The 20,790-nt window shown below is 70.0% G+C and carries 15 protein-coding genes and 1 pseudogene; 11 read left to right on the top strand and 5 right to left on the bottom strand.

Annotated features, from left to right (window positions below):
* The first annotated feature begins 162 nt into the window (after nt 1-162).
* The 7 genes from ACZ5TL_RS28980 to ACZ5TL_RS28950 all read left to right on the top strand — a co-directional run bounded on the left by ACZ5TL_RS28980 (nt 163) and on the right by ACZ5TL_RS28950 (nt 8,947).
* Entirely contained in the window at nt 163-1,428 is a 1,266-nt protein-coding gene (locus ACZ5TL_RS28980) for an ABC transporter substrate-binding protein (RefSeq protein WP_468593465.1), read from the top strand.
* 20 nt (nt 1,429-1,448) lie between these two features.
* A complete protein-coding gene (locus ACZ5TL_RS28975; RefSeq protein ID WP_468593463.1) occupies nt 1,449-2,414 on the top strand; it encodes a carbohydrate ABC transporter permease in 966 nt (321 codons plus the stop codon).
* Nucleotides 2,411-3,307, top strand: a complete 897-nt coding sequence (locus ACZ5TL_RS28970) for a carbohydrate ABC transporter permease (protein ID WP_468593462.1) — start codon at nt 2,411-2,413, stop codon at nt 3,305-3,307. The genes ACZ5TL_RS28975 and ACZ5TL_RS28970 overlap by 4 nt, the downstream gene beginning before the upstream one ends.
* A 12-nt stretch (nt 3,308-3,319) precedes the next feature.
* On the top strand, nt 3,320-6,187 hold the full coding sequence (locus ACZ5TL_RS28965) for a glycoside hydrolase family 2 TIM barrel-domain containing protein (protein ID WP_468593460.1): 2,868 nt from the start codon (nt 3,320-3,322) through the stop codon (nt 6,185-6,187).
* A 151-nt stretch (nt 6,188-6,338) separates the two neighbouring features.
* The gene (locus tag ACZ5TL_RS28960) at nt 6,339-7,334 is read left to right on the top strand and encodes an ABC transporter ATP-binding protein (protein ID WP_468593528.1); all 996 of its coding nucleotides are present in this window, start codon (nt 6,339-6,341) and stop codon (nt 7,332-7,334) included.
* Between the two features lies 1 nt (nt 7,335).
* Complete coding sequence (locus ACZ5TL_RS28955; RefSeq protein ID WP_468593459.1) at nt 7,336-8,139, top strand: ABC-2 family transporter protein; 804 nt, start codon at nt 7,336-7,338, stop codon at nt 8,137-8,139.
* A 1-nt stretch (nt 8,140) separates the two neighbouring features.
* Nucleotides 8,141-8,947 (top strand): ABC transporter permease, encoded by an 807-nt coding sequence (locus ACZ5TL_RS28950; protein ID WP_468593457.1) that lies wholly within the window; start codon nt 8,141-8,143, stop codon nt 8,945-8,947.
* Between the two features lie 21 nt (nt 8,948-8,968).
* On the opposite strand, the gene ACZ5TL_RS28945 is transcribed toward ACZ5TL_RS28950, so the two are convergent.
* Nucleotides 8,969-10,237 (bottom strand): MFS transporter, encoded by a 1,269-nt coding sequence (locus tag ACZ5TL_RS28945; protein WP_468593456.1) that lies wholly within the window; start codon nt 10,235-10,237, stop codon nt 8,969-8,971.
* Between the two features lie 230 nt (nt 10,238-10,467).
* Here ACZ5TL_RS28945 and ACZ5TL_RS28940 point away from each other — a divergent pair, with 230 nt between their 5' ends.
* The 3 genes from ACZ5TL_RS28940 (at nt 10,468) to ACZ5TL_RS28930 (ending at nt 13,343) form a co-directional block, all read left to right on the top strand.
* Nucleotides 10,468-11,235: a hypothetical protein gene (locus ACZ5TL_RS28940; protein WP_468593454.1), complete on the top strand. Its 768-nt coding sequence runs from the start codon at nt 10,468-10,470 to the stop codon at nt 11,233-11,235.
* 174 nt (nt 11,236-11,409) lie between these two features.
* On the top strand, nt 11,410-12,729 hold the full coding sequence (locus tag ACZ5TL_RS28935) for a jacalin-like lectin (protein WP_468593453.1): 1,320 nt from the start codon (nt 11,410-11,412) through the stop codon (nt 12,727-12,729).
* Between the two features lie 23 nt (nt 12,730-12,752).
* Entirely contained in the window at nt 12,753-13,343 is a 591-nt protein-coding gene (locus ACZ5TL_RS28930) for a TetR/AcrR family transcriptional regulator (RefSeq protein WP_468593452.1), read from the top strand.
* A gap of 42 nt (nt 13,344-13,385) precedes the next feature.
* Here the strand turns inward: ACZ5TL_RS28930 and ACZ5TL_RS28925 are convergent, their stop codons facing one another.
* Both ACZ5TL_RS28925 and ACZ5TL_RS28920 read right to left on the bottom strand, forming a co-directional pair.
* Complete coding sequence (locus ACZ5TL_RS28925) at nt 13,386-15,080, bottom strand: DUF2264 domain-containing protein (RefSeq protein ID WP_468593451.1); 1,695 nt, start codon at nt 15,078-15,080, stop codon at nt 13,386-13,388.
* Between the two features lie 79 nt (nt 15,081-15,159).
* Nucleotides 15,160-16,203, bottom strand: a complete 1,044-nt coding sequence (locus tag ACZ5TL_RS28920; RefSeq protein ID WP_468593450.1) for a rhamnogalacturonan acetylesterase — start codon at nt 16,201-16,203, stop codon at nt 15,160-15,162.
* 224 nt (nt 16,204-16,427) lie between these two features.
* Here ACZ5TL_RS28920 and ACZ5TL_RS28915 point away from each other — a divergent pair, with 224 nt between their 5' ends.
* Nucleotides 16,428-18,095 carry a rhamnogalacturonan lyase B N-terminal domain-containing protein gene (locus ACZ5TL_RS28915; protein WP_468593449.1) on the top strand — a complete coding sequence of 556 codons (1,668 nt, stop codon included), beginning with the start codon at nt 16,428-16,430 and terminating at the stop codon, nt 18,093-18,095.
* 22 nt (nt 18,096-18,117) lie between these two features.
* On the opposite strand, the pseudogene ACZ5TL_RS28910 reads toward ACZ5TL_RS28915, so the two are convergent.
* Together ACZ5TL_RS28910 and ACZ5TL_RS28905 are read right to left on the bottom strand one after the other, a co-directional pair.
* A pseudogene (locus ACZ5TL_RS28910) lies at nt 18,118-19,521 on the bottom strand (RICIN domain-containing protein); the annotation flags it as partial.
* Nucleotide 19,522: 1 nt separating this feature from the next.
* Complete coding sequence (locus ACZ5TL_RS28905; RefSeq protein ID WP_468593448.1) at nt 19,523-20,620, bottom strand: glycoside hydrolase family 43 protein; 1,098 nt, start codon at nt 20,618-20,620, stop codon at nt 19,523-19,525.
* Between the last annotated feature and the right edge of the window lie 170 nt (nt 20,621-20,790).

The following is a 20,790-nucleotide window of genomic DNA, read 5'->3' as shown; positions in this document are numbered from 1 at the left end:
TTCGAACAGACTTCGTCCAACCCCTTGCCGAAGCCTTAGCCGAAGCTCTAGCGTCCCGCACCGCACCTCTCTTTGAGCCATCTGACAGTGAGCCCCCCGGGCCGTGGGCCATCAGGCAGTGAGCCGCAGAGCCGCAGCCGCACTCGAGACAAGGACGTCAGCATGTCGGCATCGAGCAACATGAACTGGGACCGCCGAACCGTACTGCGGGCCGCGATGGGCCTGGCCGCCGCAGGCGGACTCGCCGCGTGCGGCGGCAACAACGGGCGGGGCGGGGGCAGCGGTTCGGGCGCGAACCTGGTCCAGTACTTCCACGCGTATGGCGAGGCGGGCACCGAGCAGGCCATCAAGCGGTACGCGAAGGCCTACGACAAGGCCAACGTGACCACGCAGTGGATCACCAGCTCCGACTTCGAGAGCAAGCTCTTCGCGACGCTGCTCACCGACAACGCGCCCGACCTGTTCGAGTTCCACCCGCAGATCCAGATGATCAAGAGCGGGCAGGTGGCCGACCTGACCGACATCATCGAGCCGGTCAAGGACGACTTCAACCCGGCGGACATCAAGTCGCACACGGTGGACGGGAAGATATACGGCGTCCGCATGATCGACGACCCGCAGTTCTTCTTCTACCGCAAGTCGATGCTGGAGAAGGCGGGCGTCGACGTGCCGACCACGCTCGACGAGCTGATGGAGGCCGCCGCCAAGCTCACCACCGGCAAGGTCAAGGGCCTGTACATGGGCAACGACCTGCACAACGTCAACGACACGTTGATCTGGTCGGCCGGCGCCCAGCACCTCGACGAGAAGAACGAGATCGCCTACCACACGGACGGGGTCGTCGAGGGCCTCAAGAAGATGCGCAAGCTGTTCACCAGCGGCGACCTTCTCCTCGGCGCACCGACCGAGTCCTGGGACCCCTCCTCGTTCAACCAGGGCCTGTGTGCCATCCAGTTCTGCGGCATGTGGGCGATGCCGGCGATCCAGGACGCGCTCGGCGACGACTGGGGGGTCTTCCCCTTCCCGAAGGTCACGGACTCCGGCAAGCAGTCCGTCTACAACGGCGGCTGGTCGATGTTCGTCAACGCCAAGGGCAAGAACGTCGAGGCGGCCAAGGAGTACGTGAAGTGGCTGTGGATCGACCAGAAGCAGTACCAGGAGGACTGGGCCACCTCCTACGGCTTCCACATTCCGCCGCGCACCTCGCTCGCGGAGTCCGCCGACAAGCTCAAGTCGGGCAACGCCGCTGAGGGCGTCCGGCTCTTCAACGAGTTCGGGCACTTCGACAACATCGGCTGGACCCAGGCGATGCGCACCGCCTTCGAGGACGTCTTCGCCAACTGCGTCCGCAAGAACATGGACCCGGAGGCCGCCCTCGACAAGTGCGATGCGGCCGTCAACCGCGAGCTCAAGAAGCTGTTCGGATAGACCGCGGGACGGACCACGACATGTCGACGACCAAGACGCGCGACCTCGCGCGCCCCGCCGCGGCGAAGGCCTCACCGGCCCCGCCGCGGCGGGGTCTGCGGGGCAGCCCCACCTTCAACTTCTGGTTCTTCACCGGGCCGTTCCTCATCGGCCTGGCGATCTTCGTCTACGCGCCGATCCTCTGGAGCCTCTGGCTCAGCTTCTTCGAGGCCCGGTTCACCGTCACACCCGACAAGTTCATCGGCTTCGACAACTACGTGTACATGCTGACGAACGACGACTTCGTCGGCTCACTCGGCACCTTCACCATCTTCGCCGCGTTCATCGTGCCCACCACCTGGGCGCTCTCGCTGAGCCTGGCCCTGCTGGTGAACCGGCTGCGCTTCATGCGGGCGTTCTTCCGCTCGGTGTTCTTCCTGCCGACCGCGTGCAGTTACGTGGCCGCCTCGCTGATCTGGAAGATGTCCATCTTCAGCGGGGTCCGCTTCGGCCTGATGAACACGGTCCTGAGCTGGTTCGGAGTCGAGAACATCGCCTGGCTCTCCGACCCCAATCCGCCCTGGTACTGGCTGGTCATCATTACCGCACGTCTGTGGCTGCAGTCCGGGTTCTTCATGATCCTTTTCATCGCGGCGTTGCAGAACATCCCGGACGAGCTGTACGAGGCCGCCGCCATCGACGGCGCCAAGCCGGGGTGGCAGACCTTCCGGTACATCACGCTGCCCCAACTGCGCGCCACGTCCACCGCGGTGATCCTGTTGTTGCTCATCGCCGCGTACCAGGCCTTCGACGAGTTCTACAACCTGCTGTCGAAGACCACCTGGGGTCGTCCGCCCCTCGTCGAGCTGTACTACAAGGCCCTGGGCGAGAGTCAGGACTACGGTTCCGGCAGCGCGGGTGCGGTCATCCTGACCGTGCTGATCTGTGCCGTGACCCTGTTCCAGGGCAAGATCATGGGCTTCGGAAGGGGGGAGGGTTCCAAGTGACCACCACGATGCCCGAGGTGCGGAAGCCCGCGCCGTCGTCAGGCAAGCCCCGCCGCGACAGGCGCGGTGGCGGGGTGATGAGCTCCACCGGCCTCTACATAGCCACCGGGATCGCCGGCTTCCTCTTCCTGATCCCGTTCTACCTGATCATCCGCAACGCCCTCTCCACCGACGCCGAGATCACCGGAGAGAACTGGAAGTTCTTCCCCACGGACCTCCAGTGGGGCAACGTCAGCGAACTGTTCACCGACGAGACGGTGCCCTTCGGCCAGTCCCTGTGGAACTCGGCGATCGTGGCCACCCTGCACACCGTCGGTGTCCTGCTGGTGTGCTCCCTCGCGGGTTACGGTCTCGCCCGCATCCCGTACAAGCACGCCAACAAGGTCTTCTACGCCGTCCTGGGCACCCTGATGGTCCCGACGGCGGTCACCTTCGTCCCGAGCTTCGTGCTGGTGTCGTCGCTCGGCTGGGTGGACACCTACCGGGGCCTCATCATCCCGGGCCTGTTCAGTGGTTTCACCTGCTTCCTGTTCCGGCAGTACTTCCTGGGGTTCCCCAAGGAGCTGGAGGAGGCGGCGCGCGTGGACGGACTGGGCTACTGGGGTGCCTACTGGCGCATCGTGGTGCCCAACTCGCTGAACTTCTTCGCGGCGATGGCCACCATCACCTTCATCAACGGCTGGAACTCCTTCCTGTGGCCGTTGGTCATAGGCCAGGACCCGGGATCGTGGACCGTCCAGGTCGCGCTCTCCAACTACATGACCAACCAGACCGTCGTCTTCCATCTGATTTTCATGGCCACCGCCTTTTCCATCCTGCCCCTGGTGTTCGTCTTCCTCTTCCTCCAGCGCTGGCTGGTGCAGGGGATCGCCCAGACCGGCATCAAGGGCTGAGCTAGGAGACCGATGTCTTTCCGCACCACCCCTGATTACGTCGAGGACGTCTCCCCGGGCAGCGGGGCCCTGCCGCCCCGCGCCTGGTACGCGTCCTCGGACGCGCGGTCCCTGTCGCTGAACGGCAGCTGGCGCTTCCGGCTGTCGGCGACGATCGACACCGAGGACGACTCGTTCGCCGAGGAGGGTTACGAGGCCGGGGACTGGGCCGAGGTCACGGTCCCCGGGCACTGGGTCCTCCAGGGCGACGGGGCGTTCGGGTCCCCGATCTACACCAACCACCTCTACCCCTTCCCGGTGGACCCGCCGCACGTCCCGACGGAGAACCCGACCGGTGACCATCTGCGCGTCTTCGACCTGCCGTCCGACTGGCCGGCGGACGGCGGGGCGGTGCTGCGGTTCGACGGTGTCGAGTCCTGCGCCCGGGTGTGGCTGAACGGCACGGAGCTCGGCGAGTTCAAGGGCTCCCGGCTGCCGCACGAGTTCGCGGTCGGGGAACTGCTGCGGCCGGGCGGCAACGTGCTCGCGGTGCGCGTGCACCAGTGGTCGGCCGGGTCGTACCTGGAGGACCAGGACCAGTGGTGGCTGCCGGGCATCTTCCGTGACGTGACGCTGCTGCACCGCCCGCCGGGCAGTGCGGGCGACTTCTTCGTGCACGCCTCCTACGACCACACCACCGGCGAGGGCACCCTGCGCGTCGACTCCGACGTCGACGGGCGGGTGGCCGTCCCGGCCCTGGGCATCGAGGTCCCGACCGGCGAGTCGGTGACGGTCGCGGTCGAGCCGTGGACCGCCGAGACGCCGAAGCTCTACGACGGTGTGCTGGCCGTCGAGGGCGAGCGGGTGCCGCTGCGGATCGGTTTCCGTACCGTCGTCCTCGAGGACGGGCTGATCAAGGTCAACGGCAGGGCCGTCCTCTTCAAGGGCGTCAACCGGCACGAGTGGCACCCCGAGCACGGCCGTGCGCTCGACCTGGAGACCATGCGCGAGGACGTGCTGCTGATGAAGCGGCACAACCTCAACGCCGTGCGCACCTCGCACTACCCGCCGCACCCGGCCTTCCTCGACCTGTGCGACGAGTACGGCCTGTGGGTCATCGACGAGTGCGACCTGGAGACCCACGGTTTCGTCGAGCAGGACTGGCGGGACAACCCGGTCGACGACGACCGCTGGACCCCGGCGCTGCTGGACCGCGCCACGCGCATGGTCGAGCGGGACAAGAACCACCCGTCGGTGGTGTTCTGGTCGCTGGGCAACGAGGCCGGCACCGGGCGCGGGCTCACCGCCATGGCCGAGTGGGTCCACGACCGCGACCCCGAGCGGCTGGTGCACTACGAGGGCGACTGGAACTGCCGCGACACGGACGTGTACTCGCGGATGTACGCCTTCCACGACGAGGTCGACAAGATCGGGCAGGGGCTCGACGGCGGCGCCCGCAAGCGCCGCGAACTGCCGTTCATCCAGTGCGAGTACGGGCACGCCATGGGCAACGGCCCGGGCGGGCTCGCCGACTACCAGGAGCTGTTCGAGAAGTACGAGCGGCTCCAGGGCGGGTTCATCTGGGAGTGGATCGACCACGGCGTCAAGCACCCCGGGCTGGGCTACGCCTACGGCGGTGACTTCGGCGAGGAGCTGCACGACGGCAACTTCGTGTGCGACGGTCTGGTCTTCCCCGACCGGACGCCGTCGCCGGGGCTCGTGGAGTACAAGAAGGTGATCGAGCCGGTCCACATCGAGGGCGACGGCGCGAACGGCATCGTGCGGCTCACCAACAAGCAGGACTTCGCCGACCTGTCCGCGCTGGCCTTCGAGTGGTCGTGCCAGGTGGACGGCGAGACGGTCGAGTCGGGTTCGCTGCCGGTACCGGCGCTGGCGCCGGGCGAGAGCGGCGAGGTGAAGCTGCCGGAGCCGCCCATGGACGGCCGGGGCGGCGAACGCCAGTGGACCGTGCGGGCGGTGCTCGCGCAGGACACGCTGTGGGCTCCGAAGGGTCACGTCGTGGCCTGGGGGCAGTTCGCCGCGGGGGCACGGCCGCTGCCGACCTTCCCCGCGACCGACCGGCCCGTGCGCGACGGGGACCGGTTCACCCTAGGCCCGGCCGCGTTCGACGCCCGCACCGGTGCGCTGCGGTCGATCGGCGGGGTGGAGGTCGGTGCGGCGCCGCGGCTGGACGTGTGGCGGGCGCCGACCGACAACGACGACGGCGCGGAGTGGCAGACCGACACCCGCTACGGGATGCTGTGGCGCAGGCTCGGCCTGCACCGCATGCGGCACCGCCTGGTCTCGGTCGAGGCCGGCGACGACGCGCTGACGGTCCGCACCCGGGTCGCGCCCGCCGCCCGCGAGGTCGGCCTGGACACGGTGTACCGCTGGACGTCCGACGGCGAGCGGCTGCGGCTGGCCGTATCCGTGACGCCGGAAGGCGACTGGACGGTGCCGCTGCCCCGGCTCGGGGTGCGTTTCGGGCTGTCGGAGGCCGACGCCGTGGAATGGTTCGGCGGCGGTCCCGGCGAGGCATACCCGGACACCCGGGCGGCGTCCATGGTGGGCCGCTGGCAGTCGACGGTGGACCGGCTCCAGACGCCGTACGTCCGGCCGCAGGAGAACGGCGCCCGTGCCGACGTCCGCTGGGTGGAGCTCGGCGGTCTGCGGATCGAGGGCGACCCGGAGTTCTGGTTCACCGCGCGGCGCTGGACCACCGAGCAGCTGGACGCGGCGCGGCACCGCACGGACCTCACGCCGGGCGACACGGTGTGGGTCAACCTCGATCACGGGCAGCACGGCATCGGCTCGCAGTCGTGCGGCCCGGGCCCGCTGCCGCGGTACTTCCTGAAGGCGGAACCGGCCGAGTTCGCGTTCCTGTTCTCGACCACCAGGTAAAAACTCGAGAACTCGAGAACCTGAGTACTCGATTAATCGATTGACCCATTGATCGACATTCCGACAGGGTCGGGGCGTCATCCGCGGCCGGTCGGCCCTCGCAGCCGACCGGCCGCAACTGCGTTGCACCACGAGGAAGTCGGTGAACCGGTTGAGTGTCGCCATCAAGGTCCGCGGACTGTCCCGCACCTTCCACACCACCGTCCGCCGCCCCGGTTTCCTGGGCGCCGTCAGATCGCTGGTCAATCCCGAGCGGGTGGCCAAGCACGCCGTCACCGATATCACCTTCGACGTGGCCCCGGGCGAACTCCTCGCCCTGCTCGGCCCGAACGGCGCCGGCAAGTCCACCACCATCAAGATGCTGACCGGCATCCTCACGCCCACGTCGGGCGAGGCCCGGGTCGCGGGCGTGGTGCCCTACCGGGAGCGGGAGCGCAACGCCCGTAACGTCGGCGCGGTGTTCGGGCAGCGCACCCAGCTGTGGTGGGACCTGCCGGTGCGCGAGTCGTTCGCGATCCTGCGGGACATCTACGAGGTGCCGAAGGCCGAACACGCCGCCCGGCTGAAGGAGTTCGACGACATCCTGGAACTGTCGTCGTTCTGGGGCACCCGGGTCCGTCATCTCTCGCTCGGCCAGCGGGTGCGCAGCGATCTGGCCGCCGCGCTGCTGCACGACCCGCCGGTGGTGTTCCTGGACGAGCCGACCATCGGCATGGACGTGGTGGTCAAGGAGCAGGTGCGGGAGTTCCTGCGCCACCAGGTGGAACAGCGCGGCCGTACGGTCCTGCTGACCACGCACGACATGACGGAGGTCGGGCGGCTCGCCGAGCGGGTGGTGCTGGTCAACCACGGCCGGCTGGTCCTGGACGGCACCCTCGACGAGATCCGCCGGAAGTTCGGCTCGACCTGGCAGGTGCGGGCCACGCTCGCCGACCCGCACGCCGTGATCGTCCCGCCGCCCGGCATCACGCTGCTGCGGCACAGCGGCGCGCAGGTCGTCTTCGGCCCCGACGGGGCTTCCGGGCCCACCGTCCACCAGGCGCTGAAGGCCGTGATCGAGCGGTTCGAGGTGACGGACATCGCCCTGGACGAGGCGGATCTGGAAGACGTGATGCGGGCCGCGTACGTGCACGCCGGGGAGGTCTGACGTGGCCGTGCCGCACGCCTGGCGCGCTGCCCGCATCACCCCGCTCGGCGAGCTGAACGCCCCGCCCCGGATAACCGCCGTCGCGCTCCGGCTGGCCGTGCAGGTGGTGCTGGTCTGGTCGCTGTGGCGGGGCCTGTACGCGCAGACCGGCACGACCGCCGGGCTGAGCCGCGACCAGGCGGTGACCTACGCCGTGCTGGCGGTACTGGCGTCCCGGCTGCGGGAGCTGGACCAGTACGCGGGCCGGGACACGGTCCTGCAGCACATGCACTTCGGCACCATCGTCTACTGGTACCTGCGGCCGCTGCCGCCGCAGCGCTACTACGCCCTGCGGGCGGCCGGCGAGCAGTTGTACGGGCTCGCGTGGGCGCTGACGGGGTACGTGATCTGCCTGGCCGCGGCGGTCGTCGAGCCGCCCCGTTCGGCCGCGGTGGCCGGGGTGTTCGTGGTCAGCATGCTGCTGGGCCAGTGGGTCCTGTACTACGTCCTGCTCGTCCTGGACCAGTTGTGCTTCTGGACGGTCCGCAACACGGCCGCGATGCTCATCCTGCTGTTCGCGCAGAACCTGCTGTCCGGGGTGTACGCGCCCCTGTGGTTCTTCCCGGACTGGTTCGTGACGATGAGCGCGTTCCTGCCCTTCCAGGCCACGCTGAGCGTGCCGCTGTCGCTGTACGTGGGTCGGATCCCCCTGTCCGACGCGGCGTTCCAGCTCTTCGTGCAGGCCATGTGGGTGGTGGCGCTGGCGTCGTTCACCCGGCTGCTGTGGCGGCGGGCCGCCCGGCGCGTGATCTCGCAGGGAGGCTGACATGTCGGTGAAGGCTCTGCGGATCGTGTGGCGGATCACCGCCCTCAACTTCCGCGCGCAGCTGGAGTACCGCACCGAGTTCCTGCTGATGATCGCGATCGGGGCGGTCTGGCAGGTGTCGGTGATCGTGTTCGCCACGGTGCTGCTGTCCCGGTTCGCCGGGATGGGCGGCTGGGACAGCTCCGACGTGCTGCTCATCCCGGCGACGCGGATGCTGGCGCACGGTCTGTTCGTGCTGTTCCTGGGGCGAATGCACTGGGCCGGCCGGCAGATCCAGGAAGGCCGGGTCGACATCTACCTGATGCGCCCGATGCCGGTCCACCGGCAGATGCAGCTGGCCTATTTCCCCACTAACGCCATCGGGGACCTCACGGTCGCGGCGGGTCTGATGGCGGGCGCGCTGTCCCGCAGCGACCTCGACTGGACGGCGGGCCGGACCACGTATCTCATCGCGGCCGTGCTGGGCGGCATGCTGCTGGAGGCGGCCCTGTTCACGGTCGTGGCGAGCGCGGCCCTGCGCTTCCCGGCCTCCGACCACTGGGGCCGCTGGCTGGAGGAACTCCTCGGCACGTTCGGCAGCTACCCGCTGAACGTCCTCCCCAAGGCGGTGGGCGGCTTCCTCACCTTCGGTCTCCCGCTCGCGTTCGTCGCCTACTTCCCGGCAGCGGTCCTGACCGGCCACGGCCACACGACGGGGGTGCCGTTCTGGCTGGCGGCCGCGTCACCGCTGCTCGGGCTGCTGGCGTACCTGGGCTCCCGGCTGGTGTGGCGGTGGAGTCTGCGGCACTACAGCGGGATCAACGGCTGAGGCTCCGGCCCGATCCGCAGGTCAACGGGTGGGATTCCGGCCCGACCCGCGAATCGGGGTGAACAGGGCCGTCACGGCGAGCAGGACGCAGGTCGCTCCGGCGGCCAGGGCGACCGGTGTCGTGCCCTGTTCCTCGGCGACCCAGGTCAGCACGGCGGCACCGATCGGTGCCGCCGCGTACTGAAGCGTCCAGAAGGCGGAGGTGACGCGGCCCAGGAGGTTCTCGGGCGTGACCTCCTGGCGCAGCGACATCGAGCAGGTGCCCGCCATGCCTGCGCAGGCGAGGAACGCGGCGCTCAGGGCCGCCACGACCGGCACCTCACGGGCCCAGCCGAGACCCGCGAAGGCGAGCCCGCACACCGCGACCGAGCCGGTCCACGTCGCGCCGAAGCCGAGGCGGCGACGGAAGCGGGCCACGAGCAGGGCGCCGGTGATGGTGCCGAGCGCGCCGACCGCCATGACGGTGCCGACCGTGCCGTCGTCATGGCCGAGGTCGTGCTTGAGGTGGTAGATGACCAGGTCGTTCAGACCGAGGGTGAGGAAGCTGAAGACGAACAGCAGGGCGGTGAGCGAGCGCAGCACGGGGTGGCCGTAGAGGAAGGCGACGCCGGTGCGCAGGTCCTGCCACAGGCCGGTGCTGCGGTCCGTGTACTCGTCCGGGGTGCGCTTGCGGAACCGTACGAAGCACAGGCACGCGGCCGACACCCCGAAGCTGGCCGCGTCCACACCCACCGCCGCGGCCGGGCCGGACCAGGCGGCGACCAGGCCCGCGCACAGCGGCCCGAGGACACCCGCCGCCGCGGCCGTCGCGTTCAACCGGCCGTTGGCTTCCGTGAGTTGTGCGGTTCCGACCAGGCCCCGCACGACAGTGACGTAGCCGACCGCGAACAGCATGCCCACGGCCTCGCACAGCGGCAGCACCACGTACAGCAGCCAGATCTGCGGGCCGAACAGCCACACCAGCGGGATCACCCCGTACAGGCCCATGCGCACGAGGTCGCAGGCGATGAGCAGCCGGCGCCGGTCCACCCGGTCCACCACGACTCCGGCGAACACCGCCGCCACGACCGCAGCCGCCCCGCCCACCGCCGTCAGCAGACCCATCCGTGCTACCGACCCGGTGGCCTCCAGCACCAGCAGGGGCAGGGCGATCAGCCCGAAGGAGTCGCCGAGCACGGAGAGGGTCTGCGCGACCCAGAAGACGCCGAAGTCCCGCTGCCGCCATAGGGGGCGAGTGCCCGATAAGCCCTCGTCGGTGGCGTCCTCGCGCCGCGCCGCCCCGTGCGTCATGCCGCCGCCTCCCCCGCGTCCCCGCCGCCTGGCCCCGGCCACCCTACGGCTCCCCGCGGCGACCGAGGAATGCCGCATCCGCCCGCACCCCGATGCCCGAGAAAACCGATACCGGTGGGCGGTGCTCACGGAGTAGCGTCCGTACCGTGAGGTGATCTCTCCCCCGGTGTCCCGGACACCGCAGACGCGAACCCGACCCGTGCCCTGACGTTCCGCAGGGAGAGATCACCATGCACATCACCTTGGGCAACACTCCTGGCGAGACCCTGGCCGCCTTCACCGCACGGGCGGCCGCCGATCCCGGCGTCGCCGGACTGGTGCTCAGCGGTTCCCGGGTCCACGAGGGCATGCCGACGGTCCACTCCGACTACGACCTGCACGTGATCCTGAGGGATCAGCATGCCTCGCCGATCGCCGAATTGGACTGGTTCCGCTCCGCCCACCTGGACCTCGTGGTCATCCCGCTGGCGGAGTTCCGCACCCGCGGCATGCCCGGCCGGCCCGACAGCTTCGCGCGGTACTCGTACGTCCACGCCGAGGTGCTGCTCGACCGGTTGGACGGGACGGTCGCCCAAATCCTCGACGAGAAGCGGACGCTCGGCGCCGACGAGGCCCGGGCCGCCGTCGACGGCTGGCTCGACGCCTACGTCAACCAGACCTACCGTTCCCTGAAGAGCTACCGCGACGACCGCCCCGACCTGGGCCACCTGGACGCCGCCGAGTCCGTCCCGTACGCCCTGGAGGTGCTCTTCGCCCTGCACCGCCGCGTGCGGCCCTACAACAAGTACCTCCGGTGGGAGCTGGAGCGGCAGCCGCTGGGCGACCCCCGGTGGGAGGCGTCCCGGCTCCTTCCCGTCCTGCGGAGCATCCTGGCCGACGGCGATCCGCCCACCCAGCGCGCCCTGTTCACCGGCATCGAGGACCTGGCGCGCCGGGCCGGACACGACCGGGTCCTCGACTCCTGGGGCGAGGACCTGACGCTGCTGCGCCGGCCCTGAGCGGCGCCGGTGGCCGCGCAGCACGATGCCGGGTCGGGGGGCATCGAAGGCTCGCCTCGTCTTTCACTGTTTCCTCCTGTTTCCTCAACCGGCCTTGTACGTCACACTCGTTGCCATCGAACATGAGCGACGTTCACGTTCCGCTCCGCCTCCTCAGACCGGAGACCTCCCCATATGAGACGACTCCTCGGCACCCTCGCCGCTGCCGCCCTGACCCTCACCGGCCTCACCGCCGCCGGCGCCACCCCCGCGGCCGCCGCGGACTCCGGCTCCTTCGACGTCCTGACGTACAACATCGCGGGCCTCCCCCTCGGCCTCGGCGACAGCGACCCCGAGACCAACACCCCGCTGATCGGGCAGCGGCTCGGGCCCTACGACATCGTCAACGTGCAGGAGGACTTCAACTACCACGCCTCGCTGTACGCCAACGACAAGCACCCGTACCGCACGGCGACCAGCGGCGGCGCGGCCTTCGGTGACGGCCTCAACACCCTCTCGGACCACCCCTTCGAGGACTTCCAGCGGGTGAAGTGGAACGACTGCACCGGGACCAACTGCCTGACCCCGAAGGGCTTCTCCCTCGCTCGGGTGCGGCTGGCCGAGGGCGTCCACGTCGACGTGTACAACGTCCACACCAACGCCGACGCGACCGACGACGCGCTGGCGGCCCGCCGGGCCAACATCGAGCAGCTCTCCGGCTTCATCCGGGCGAACTCCTCCGGCAACGCGGTGATCGTCATGGGCGACACCAACACGCGGTACACCCGCCCGGGCGACAACATCCGCACCCTGCTGTCGGAGAACGGCCTGACCGACGCGTGGGTCGAGCTGGTGAAGGGCGGCACACCCCCGGCCCAGGGCAGCGACGCGCTGGTCTGTGACAAGGCGGCGCCGACGGACGACTGCGAGGTGGTGGACAAGGTCCTCTACCGGGGCGGCGAACTCGTCGGACTCGACGCGACCCGCTACCACAACGACTGGGCGGCCTTCCTCCGCTCCGACGGCAAGCACCTCTCCGACCACTTCCCGCACACGGTCGGCTTCTCGTACACGCTCAACTCCTCGCTGCGGGCGAGCGACTTCTTCGGCGGCCCGCACGGCACGGCCTTCAACGACGCGGACGACCTGCCGGCGACCCCCGCGCCCCGCACCCTCACCCTGCGCGGCGGCGCCCGCCTGGACGCGGTGTCGTTGACCCATGACGGCGGTACGGCCCTGACCCACGGCGGCACGGGCGGCACCGCGACCTCGCTCACCCTGGCCTCCGGCGAGCACCTCACCTCGGTCAAGCTGACGCAGGGCCAGAAGAACGGCCGCACCCGGATTTTCTCGGCGTCCTTCACGACGGACAGGGACCGCACCCTGTCCGCCGGGACGGCCACGTCCGCCGCGAAGACCTTCACGGCCCCGTCCGGCTGGCAGATCGTGGGCTTCACGGGCCGCGCCGACGCGGAGATCGACAAGCTGGGAGTGGTGTACGCGCCGATCCGCTGAGTCCCGTACTACGCTCTTCCCTCATGCCCAGAGCCGGCCTCACCCCCGACCGCCTCGTCGCCGCCGCGGCGGACCTCGCCGACGAGGCCGGCTTGGAGCACGTCACCCTCTCCGCCCTGGCCCGCCGCTTCGGGGTGAAGGACGCGAGTCTGTACACCCACGTCCGGAACCTGAAGGACCTGCGCACGCGGATGGCCGTCCGCGCGGGCGGCGAGATGATCGACCGGATCGCCGCGGCGGTCGAAGGGCGGGAGGCCGGCCGGGACACGCTCGGTGCCTTCGCCGGCGCCTACCGGGCCTACGCCCTGGAACACCCCGGCCGGTACGCGGCGACACAGATCCGGCTCGACCAGGACCTGGTCGCGGACTGCCCCGCGCTGCGCCGCACGGCCGACGTCACCTACGGCATGCTCCGCGCCTACGGCCTGGAGGAACCCGACCTCACCGACGCCGTACGCCTGCTGCGCAGCACCTTCCACGGCTACTGCGCCCTGGAGTCCACCGGCGCCTTCGGCGCGCCCCGTGACGTACAGGCGTCCTGGGACAGGGCGATCGACGCCCTGCACGTACTGCTTCGGAACTGGCCCCGCGAACCGAGGACGACCGATGCCTGACAGCGACGCTCCCCGCGGCGCCGACCGAAGTGAGGTGCTCTCTCACGTGACGTCGAGGGTGACGTCCGCTCCCGGGCCGTCCAGCCGGACCAGCACCGTGCCGGCGTCGCGCCAGCGGACCGCCAGTCCGTTGTGCTCGTCCGCCCGTACGGAGACCAGCTCCGGCAGCGGAACGGGGTCCGCCTCCGCCGTCAGCCGGGCCAGGGCGACGAAGAGCGTGGCGCCCTCGCCGGTGACGCCGGTGAGGGCGTCGTCGAGGCCCGTCACCGGCAGGAGTTCGGCCCGCAGCCCCTCTGCCTCCGGCCAGCCGGTGACCCGTACCGGCGTCCCGGGCTCCGCGCCCGTCACCAGATGCGCCCGTACCTCCGCCGCCCCGTGTGCCAGCACCACGCTCGTCACCTGGGCTCCCCCGCCTGCCGTGTGCCGCGAGGCGGCCCAGCCCTCGCCGGCGCCCAGCGGTTCGATGCCGGTGCGGCTCGGGTCGCCGGCGACGACCACACTGTTGTCGTACGACTTGGCGGGGGCCGTCACGGTCGAATACGCCAGCCGCGTGTAGTACGGGTCGTAGCGGACGTCCTCGCTGCCGTGGTTGTGGAGGCGGACCACACCGTCGGAACGGGTGGACTGGAGCAGCCAGTTGGGAGGGCAGAGGGGGGTGACGGCGTCCGCGCGCTCGGCCGGGGCGGGTTCCTCCGTCGCCGTCCACACCTCGTGGTCGGGCGGCAGGAGCAGGCCCAGGAAGCCCTTGCTCGCCCAGTACGGGGAGGCCGGGCCGGAGTAGCCCTGGAGGACGGACGCGTCGGGGCCGTGCCAGCCCAGGGACAGCAGGCCCCGGTCGTCCACCGCGCCCCGGTCGAGGAAGTAGCGCAGTGCTCCCGAGGCCAGGCGCCGGGTCTCCCCCGGCGGCAGAGGCGTACGGCCGGTCAGCGCGCCGAGCCACAGCGGTGCCGTCGTCGCGAAGCGGTAGGTCAGGGAGCGGCCCTGGTGCATCGGGGCGCCGTCGCCGCCGAACAGGCGGGCGTAGTCGGAGAGGTGGCGTTCGAGACGCGCCCCGTACAGGTCCAGCAGGCGCTCGTCGCGCTCCAGCCAGGCGTGCAGCACCGGGTAGAGGTGCATGGCCCAGCCGTTGTAGTAGTCGAACTTGCGGCCGTCGCCGTCGGTGTACCAGCCGTCGCCCACGTACCACTGCTCGATGCGCTCCAGGCCGCGGTCGATCGCCGCGCGGGAGGCGTCCGGCTCGTGGCCGATCTCGGCGAGGAAGCCGCCCACCGTGACCGGGAACAGCTCCCAGTTGCAGGGCCACGCCTCGGCGGTGAGCGCGTCGCCGAGCCAGGCGGCGGCCCGCTGCCGCACGCCGTCGTCCAGCCGGTCCCACAGCAGGTCCCGCGTCAGACGGAGGGCCAGGGCGATCGAAGCCGCCTCCACCAGGGGCTGGCTGCGGTCCTCAATGCGGGGCCAGACGCCCGAGACGCCGGCGGCCAGCCCGTCGGCGTAGCGCTCCAGGGCCTTGTCGTCGCGGCGGAAGGCTGCCAGCAGCAACGTGCGGGCGTAGCCCTCCAGGCCGTCGGAGAGGCGGCCCGACCAGCTGGTCCGGTCGCCGGGCAGGTGGTACAGCGCGCGGTCCTCGGTCGCGTACGGCTCCACGGCGGTGAGCAGGGCGTCGGCCGCCGTCTCCCAGTGGGCGCGGGTGTAGCCGGTGTACGCGGAGGTCGTGCGGTCGGCGGGAGGCAGCTGCATCGCGTCTCTTTCGTGCTCATACAGGTCGGAACAGGTTGGGCCTGGAGCGCCCCGGTTCCGGTCGGGGCGCCCCAGGTGTTCATCCCACCCGCACCTTGCCCTTCGGCACCAGATGCCGGGTGACGAGTTCGTCGCGGACCAGGCCCGCGTAGACCGTCGCACCGCGCACGGAGGTGTGCGTGTTGTCGCGCGCCTCGTTGTAGAGGTACAGGGCCTTGGAACCCTCGGCGCCCAGGGACTCGACGAGTGCCTTGGTCTTCGCCGTGAGGTCGATCAGCGGCACGCCCTGCTCGGCGGCGACAGCGCGGGTCACGGCCGGGTGATCGACACCGAGGCCGTTGACCAGCAGGGCGGTTCCGTTGTTCAGCGTGCCGTCGGGGCTGAACCAGCGCCGCACGATGGGAGTGACAAGGACCGGCTGTCCGCCCCGCTCCCGGACGCCCGCGACCAGGGTCTCCAGGTTGGCCCGGTAGGTGGCCTCGTCCGTGGTCTTGTCGTTGTGCGCGAGCTGGACGAGGACCAGATCGCCGGGGCGGATCAGGGGCCGTACGGTGGCCCACAGCTTCGGGTTCCCCAGAAACGTGACCGTACTCTCGCCGGAATCGGCGTAGTTGGCGACGGACACGCCCTTGCGGAGGTACTGAGGCAGCTGCTGGCCCCAGCCGGAGTAGGGGTCGCCGGGCTGGTCGCAGACGGTGGAGTCGCCGACCAGGAAGATCTGGCGCGCGTGCCGGGCGGGTGTGACCTTGATGCCGGCGAGGGCGGGGGCGGTACCGCCGATCCGCAGGTCGAGGCCGGGGGTCCCCTCGGGGCCGGTGGGCTCGCCCTCGGGGGTGCGGACGTTCACGGTGAAGCTGCGGGTGACGCGCTCGCCGGCCGGTGCGGCCGTCTCGGGGAGAAGGGCGCGGCGGGTCTCGCCGCTGACGCTCGTGCTGGACGCGGCCTTCCCGCCGAACGTGACCCGGACGTCGTACGTGCCGGGCGGGACGTCGAAGTGGCAGGCGTCGGCGGTGCAGTGGGCGAGGCCCCGGCTCCCGCCTGCCTCGCCCGCGTGGGCGGGTACGGCCGACAGGGCGGTGCTCAGCGTCACGGCCGCCAGCACGGCGATGTTGAAACGTCTCACTCGCAGCTCCTCCGTCACGGCGACAAGGCCTGGCGGCTGAACGTATCGCTTGCGGCAAGCGCTTTCTAGCCCTCGGGGCGTTTTCGCAAAGATGCTCCCTCCAGAAGAACGAAAGCCCTTTCGCGAAATCGATTCAACTGTCACTCTCGCTCACACCCTCCGCCTCACACCCCCACCCTCACCCCCCACACACCCCACATCCACCTCCCGAAGGAGGCACCCCCATGTCCGGACCCGCGAAGAGACCGGTCGGCCGCCGCGCCTTCGTCCTCGGCGCCACCGCCGTCACCGCCACCGGCGCGGCCCTCACCGGCACGGCCCACGCAGCCGGTTTCGGCTGGACCGACGACGGCTCGGCCTACGTCATCGACACCGGCGCCCAATTGGTGTTCAAGGTCAGCAAGTCCACCGGCGACCTCACCTCCCTGGTCTACCGGGGCACGGAGTACCAGGGCTACGGCGGCATGAACTCGCACATCGAGTCCGGTCTCGGCGCCTCCACCGTGAGCATCAGGCAGTCCGGCCCGACGATCCTGGTCTCCGTCACGCACGGCACGCTGCGGCACTACTACGCGGCCCGCAGCGGCGAGAACAACGTCTATCTGTGGACCGACAAGGCCGACACGTCCGTGTCCGCGACCCGGTTCATCGTGCGCGTGAAGAAGGGCGCGTTCCTCAACGACGAACCCGACTCCTACACCTACGCGCCCACCGCCATCGAGGCCTCGGACGTCTTCCGGAAGTCCGACGGCCAGACCCGATCCAAGCACTACTCCAAACTGCGCGTCATGGACTACGACCACATCGGCTGGTCCGCCGGCGGCGTCGGCCTGTGGATGGTCCGCAGCAACCACGAGAAGGCCTCCGGTGGCCCCTTCTACCGCTCCCTGCTCCGCCACCAGAGCGCGGACGGCGGCGGCCTCTACGAGATCCTCTACTACGGCCAGAACCAGACCGAGGACCAGCGCTTTGGCCTGCAGGGCCCGTACGTCATCGCCTTCACGGACGGCGGGGCGCCCTCCTCGGCGCTGTTCCCGGGCACGCTCACCACGCCGTGGGCCGACTCACTCGGCATCCCGGGGTACGTGCCGGCGAGCGGCCGGGGCAAGGTGGCGGGGGTCGGGATCTCCGGGCGGGACACTGCGTACCCGTACACGGTGGGCCTGGCCAACACGGCGGCGCAGTACTGGGGTTCGGCGCGCTCCTCGGACGGCTTCTTCTCCGTCCCGGGTGTGCTGCCGGGCACGTACACGCTGACCGTCTTCAAGGGCGAACTGGCGGTGTACACGACGTCGGTGAGCGTGTCGGCGGGCGGCACGACCACCCTGAACACGATCGCGATCCCGTCCTCCAACGACCCGTCGAACGCGAGCGCGATCTGGCGGATCGGCGACTGGAACGGCACGCCGGGCGGGTTCAAGAACGCGGACCTGATGACGTACGCGCACCCGTCCGACGTCCGGGCCGCGTCCTGGACGGGGAACGTCGTCATCGGCGACGGCGAGACGGCGGCCTTCCCCTGCTACCTCTGGAAGGACGTCAACAGCGGCATCCTGGTGTACTTCCGGCTGACCGCCGCCCAGGCCGCCGCCGCGCACACCCTGCGGATCGGGGTGACGACGGCCTACGCCAACGGCCGCCCGCGGGTGACGGTCAACGACGCCTGGACGTCCGCCGTCCCCTCCCCGCCCACCCAGCCGAACACCCGGTCGCTGACCAACGGTTCGTACCGCGGCAACAACCACACGTTCACGTACAGCGTCCCGGCGTCCGCCTGGAAGACGGACACGAGTCAGTACAACGTGCTCCGGATCGACGTGGTGAGCGGGTCGGGGGCGACCGGCTTCCTCAGCGCGGGGACGGCGATCGACGCGATCGACCTGCTGGCCTGAGGGCACTGGGGGCCGTCACGTCCCGCGTCCACTGCTGGTTGGTGCCGCCGTTGCACGTGTACGTGATGACGGCGGCGGAGTTGGCGGTGGACGCGCCGTTCACGTCCAGGCACTCCCCGGTCGCGCGGGACTTGACGTTCACGTACGGGCCGGTGGTGGTCAGCGACCACTGCTGGTTCGTCGCGGAGGCGTCGCAGTTCTCCTGCGTGACCGTGCTCGCGTTCTCCCGCAGGCACAGGGAGCTGTTCCTGACCATCATCTGGTAGTAACCGCCGCCGACGGACTTGAACCAGTACCTCTGGTTGGTGCCGCCGTTGCAGTCGTACTGCTTGAGCTGGGCGCCCGCCCGGAGCGACTGGCTTGTCACGTCCGCGCACCTGGAGGAGTGGCGGGCGATGAGGGTGTGGTACGTGGCGTTCACGCCGGAGACGGTCCCGGCTGCCGTGTCGATGGTGACCTCCGGCGACCAGGACATGGACATCGTGGTCGAGTTGGAGAAGGTCAGCGGCAGCCAGACGTAGCGCGAGTCGTTGACGGTCCCGCCGAAGGAGTTGCCCCACCGGTCACCCATGTAGAGGTACGAGGTGCCCGAACTGCCCTGTACCGGAAGGACGTAGGCGGTCTGCGAGCCGTACGTCGTCGAGTCGCCGATGTTCCGCATGGCCGACCAGGGTCCGGCGATGCTGGTGGCCGTGGCGTACTGCTGCTGGTTGGGGTTCCAGCCGGTGGCGCCCGAGGTCAGCATGAAGTACACGCCGCCCCGCTTGAACAGCGCCGGGGCCTCGCGGTGGCCGCCCGGCCAGGGGTTGGCGACAAGGCTCGCGATGCCGGTGTAGTCGGCGGTGAGGCGGTAGATCTGGAGGTCGTAGTTCTCGCGGGCGGAGGAGATCACGTACCCGGCGCCGTCGGTGTCGACGAAGACCGTGATGTCGCGGGACATGTGCCGGCCGAGCGGGCGGAAGCTGCCCTTCCAGGTGTAGTCGCCGTCGACGGTGTCGGAGACGGCGACGGCGGCGCGGGCCTCGCTGTAGTCGGTGCCGTTCTCCTTGTGCATCCACATCACGAACTTGCCGGTGGACGCGTTGTACATGACCTTCGGCCGCTCGATCTTGGCGGTCGCCAGCTCCGGGTCGGTGGCCTCGGTCAGGACGTGGTTGCGGAACTCCCAGTTCTTCAGGTCGGTCGAGCGGTAGGCGTCGACGTACCGGAAGGTGTTGTCGGCGTTGCGGTGCTCGCCGAACCAGTAGTAGTAGGAGCCGACCTTGAGGACCCCGCCGCCGTGCGCGTGCACGGGGTTGCCCGAGGTGTCCTTGAACTGGGTGCCGCTGGTGATGCTCTGGGGCGCGGCCTGGGCGGGGCCGGCGGTGGCGAGGGCGCCGAACAGCCCGAGGCACAGGGCGAGGAAGGCGGCGTACGCACGTCTCATGTCATTCACCCGCCGTGGCTGTGTCGGCGACCGGTATGCCGAAGTCCGGGGTGCCGTCCGGCTTCCAGCCGAGCTTCTGGATACGGGTGTGCCGGTTGGGGTCGTTCAGCGGGTCGCCGTTGATCTCCTTGTACTGGCGGGCGTGGTAGACGAGGATGTCGGTGCGGCCGTCCTCGGCGACGGTGAAGCAGCTGTGGCCGGGTCCGTACTGCTTGGTGGTGTCGTTGCTGGTGAAGACCGGCGTCGGTGACTTGGTCCAGCTCACGGGGTCCAGGAGGTGGCTGTCGGTGTCGGCTGTCAGCAGGCCCATGCAGTAGTTGGAGTCGGTGGCGCTGGCCGAGTACGTCATGAACAGGCGGCCGTTGCGCGTGATGACGTACGGCCCCTCGTTGACCTTGAAGCCGATGCGCTCCCAGTCGTACTCGGGAGTGGAGAGCCGGACCTGCGGGCCCTTCAGGGTCCAGGGGTTCGCCATCTCGGACAGGAAGATGCCGGTGTTGTTGTCCATGCCGGGCTCGTGCTGCGCCCAGGCGAGGTAGCGCTTGCCCCGGTGGGTGAAGGTGGTGGCGTCCAGGGAGAAGGTCTCCCAGGCCGTCTTCACCTGGCCCTTCTCCACCCAGGTGCCCTTGAAGGGGTTGGGGTGGCAGTTCTCCAGCACCCAGATGCGGATCGCCCAGACGTCCTCGGCGGGCGCGGAGGCGAAGTAGATGTACCACTTGCCGCCGATGCGGTGCAGTTCGGGCGCCCAGATGTGCGCGCCCATGGGGCCGGTGGCGTGGGCGCGCCAGATCACGGACTCGTCCGCCGTGCCCAGGCCGTTCAGGGTGCGGGAGCGGCGCAGGATGATGCGGTCGTACTCGGGGGCGGTGGCGGTGAAGTAGTAGAAGCCGTCCTTGTGCCGGTTGATGTGCGGGTCGGCCCGGTTGCGGACGAGCGGGTTCACGAAGGGCGCCGGCTTCGGGGGCCTGGCCGGGGTGGCGGCCTCGGCCACGCCCGGAACGGCGGGGACGGCGGCCAGGGCACCGGCGGCTGCGGCGCCCATCAGCAGCATTCTGCGGCTGGGGGGTTCGGGCAGAGCGTGGTCGCGGTCGCGGCTCATGCGGTGGGGGCCTGCCTCTCACTGGGGGACACACGGCGTTGTCGCCTCAAGGGCCTGACGGGTCATCATGACCTTCAGTTGTCTGACATCTCGAACACCATCTGTCATTACGAACGGTGGAAAGGTAAGGGGGTGACCCGAGGAGGTCAACGGGTCTGACGGGACCAACA

Source organism: Streptomyces sp. NPDC033136 (assembly GCF_055578235.1).
The sequence above is the reverse complement of the archived record's forward strand: the minus strand, read 5'-3'. Positions and strand labels throughout refer to the sequence as shown.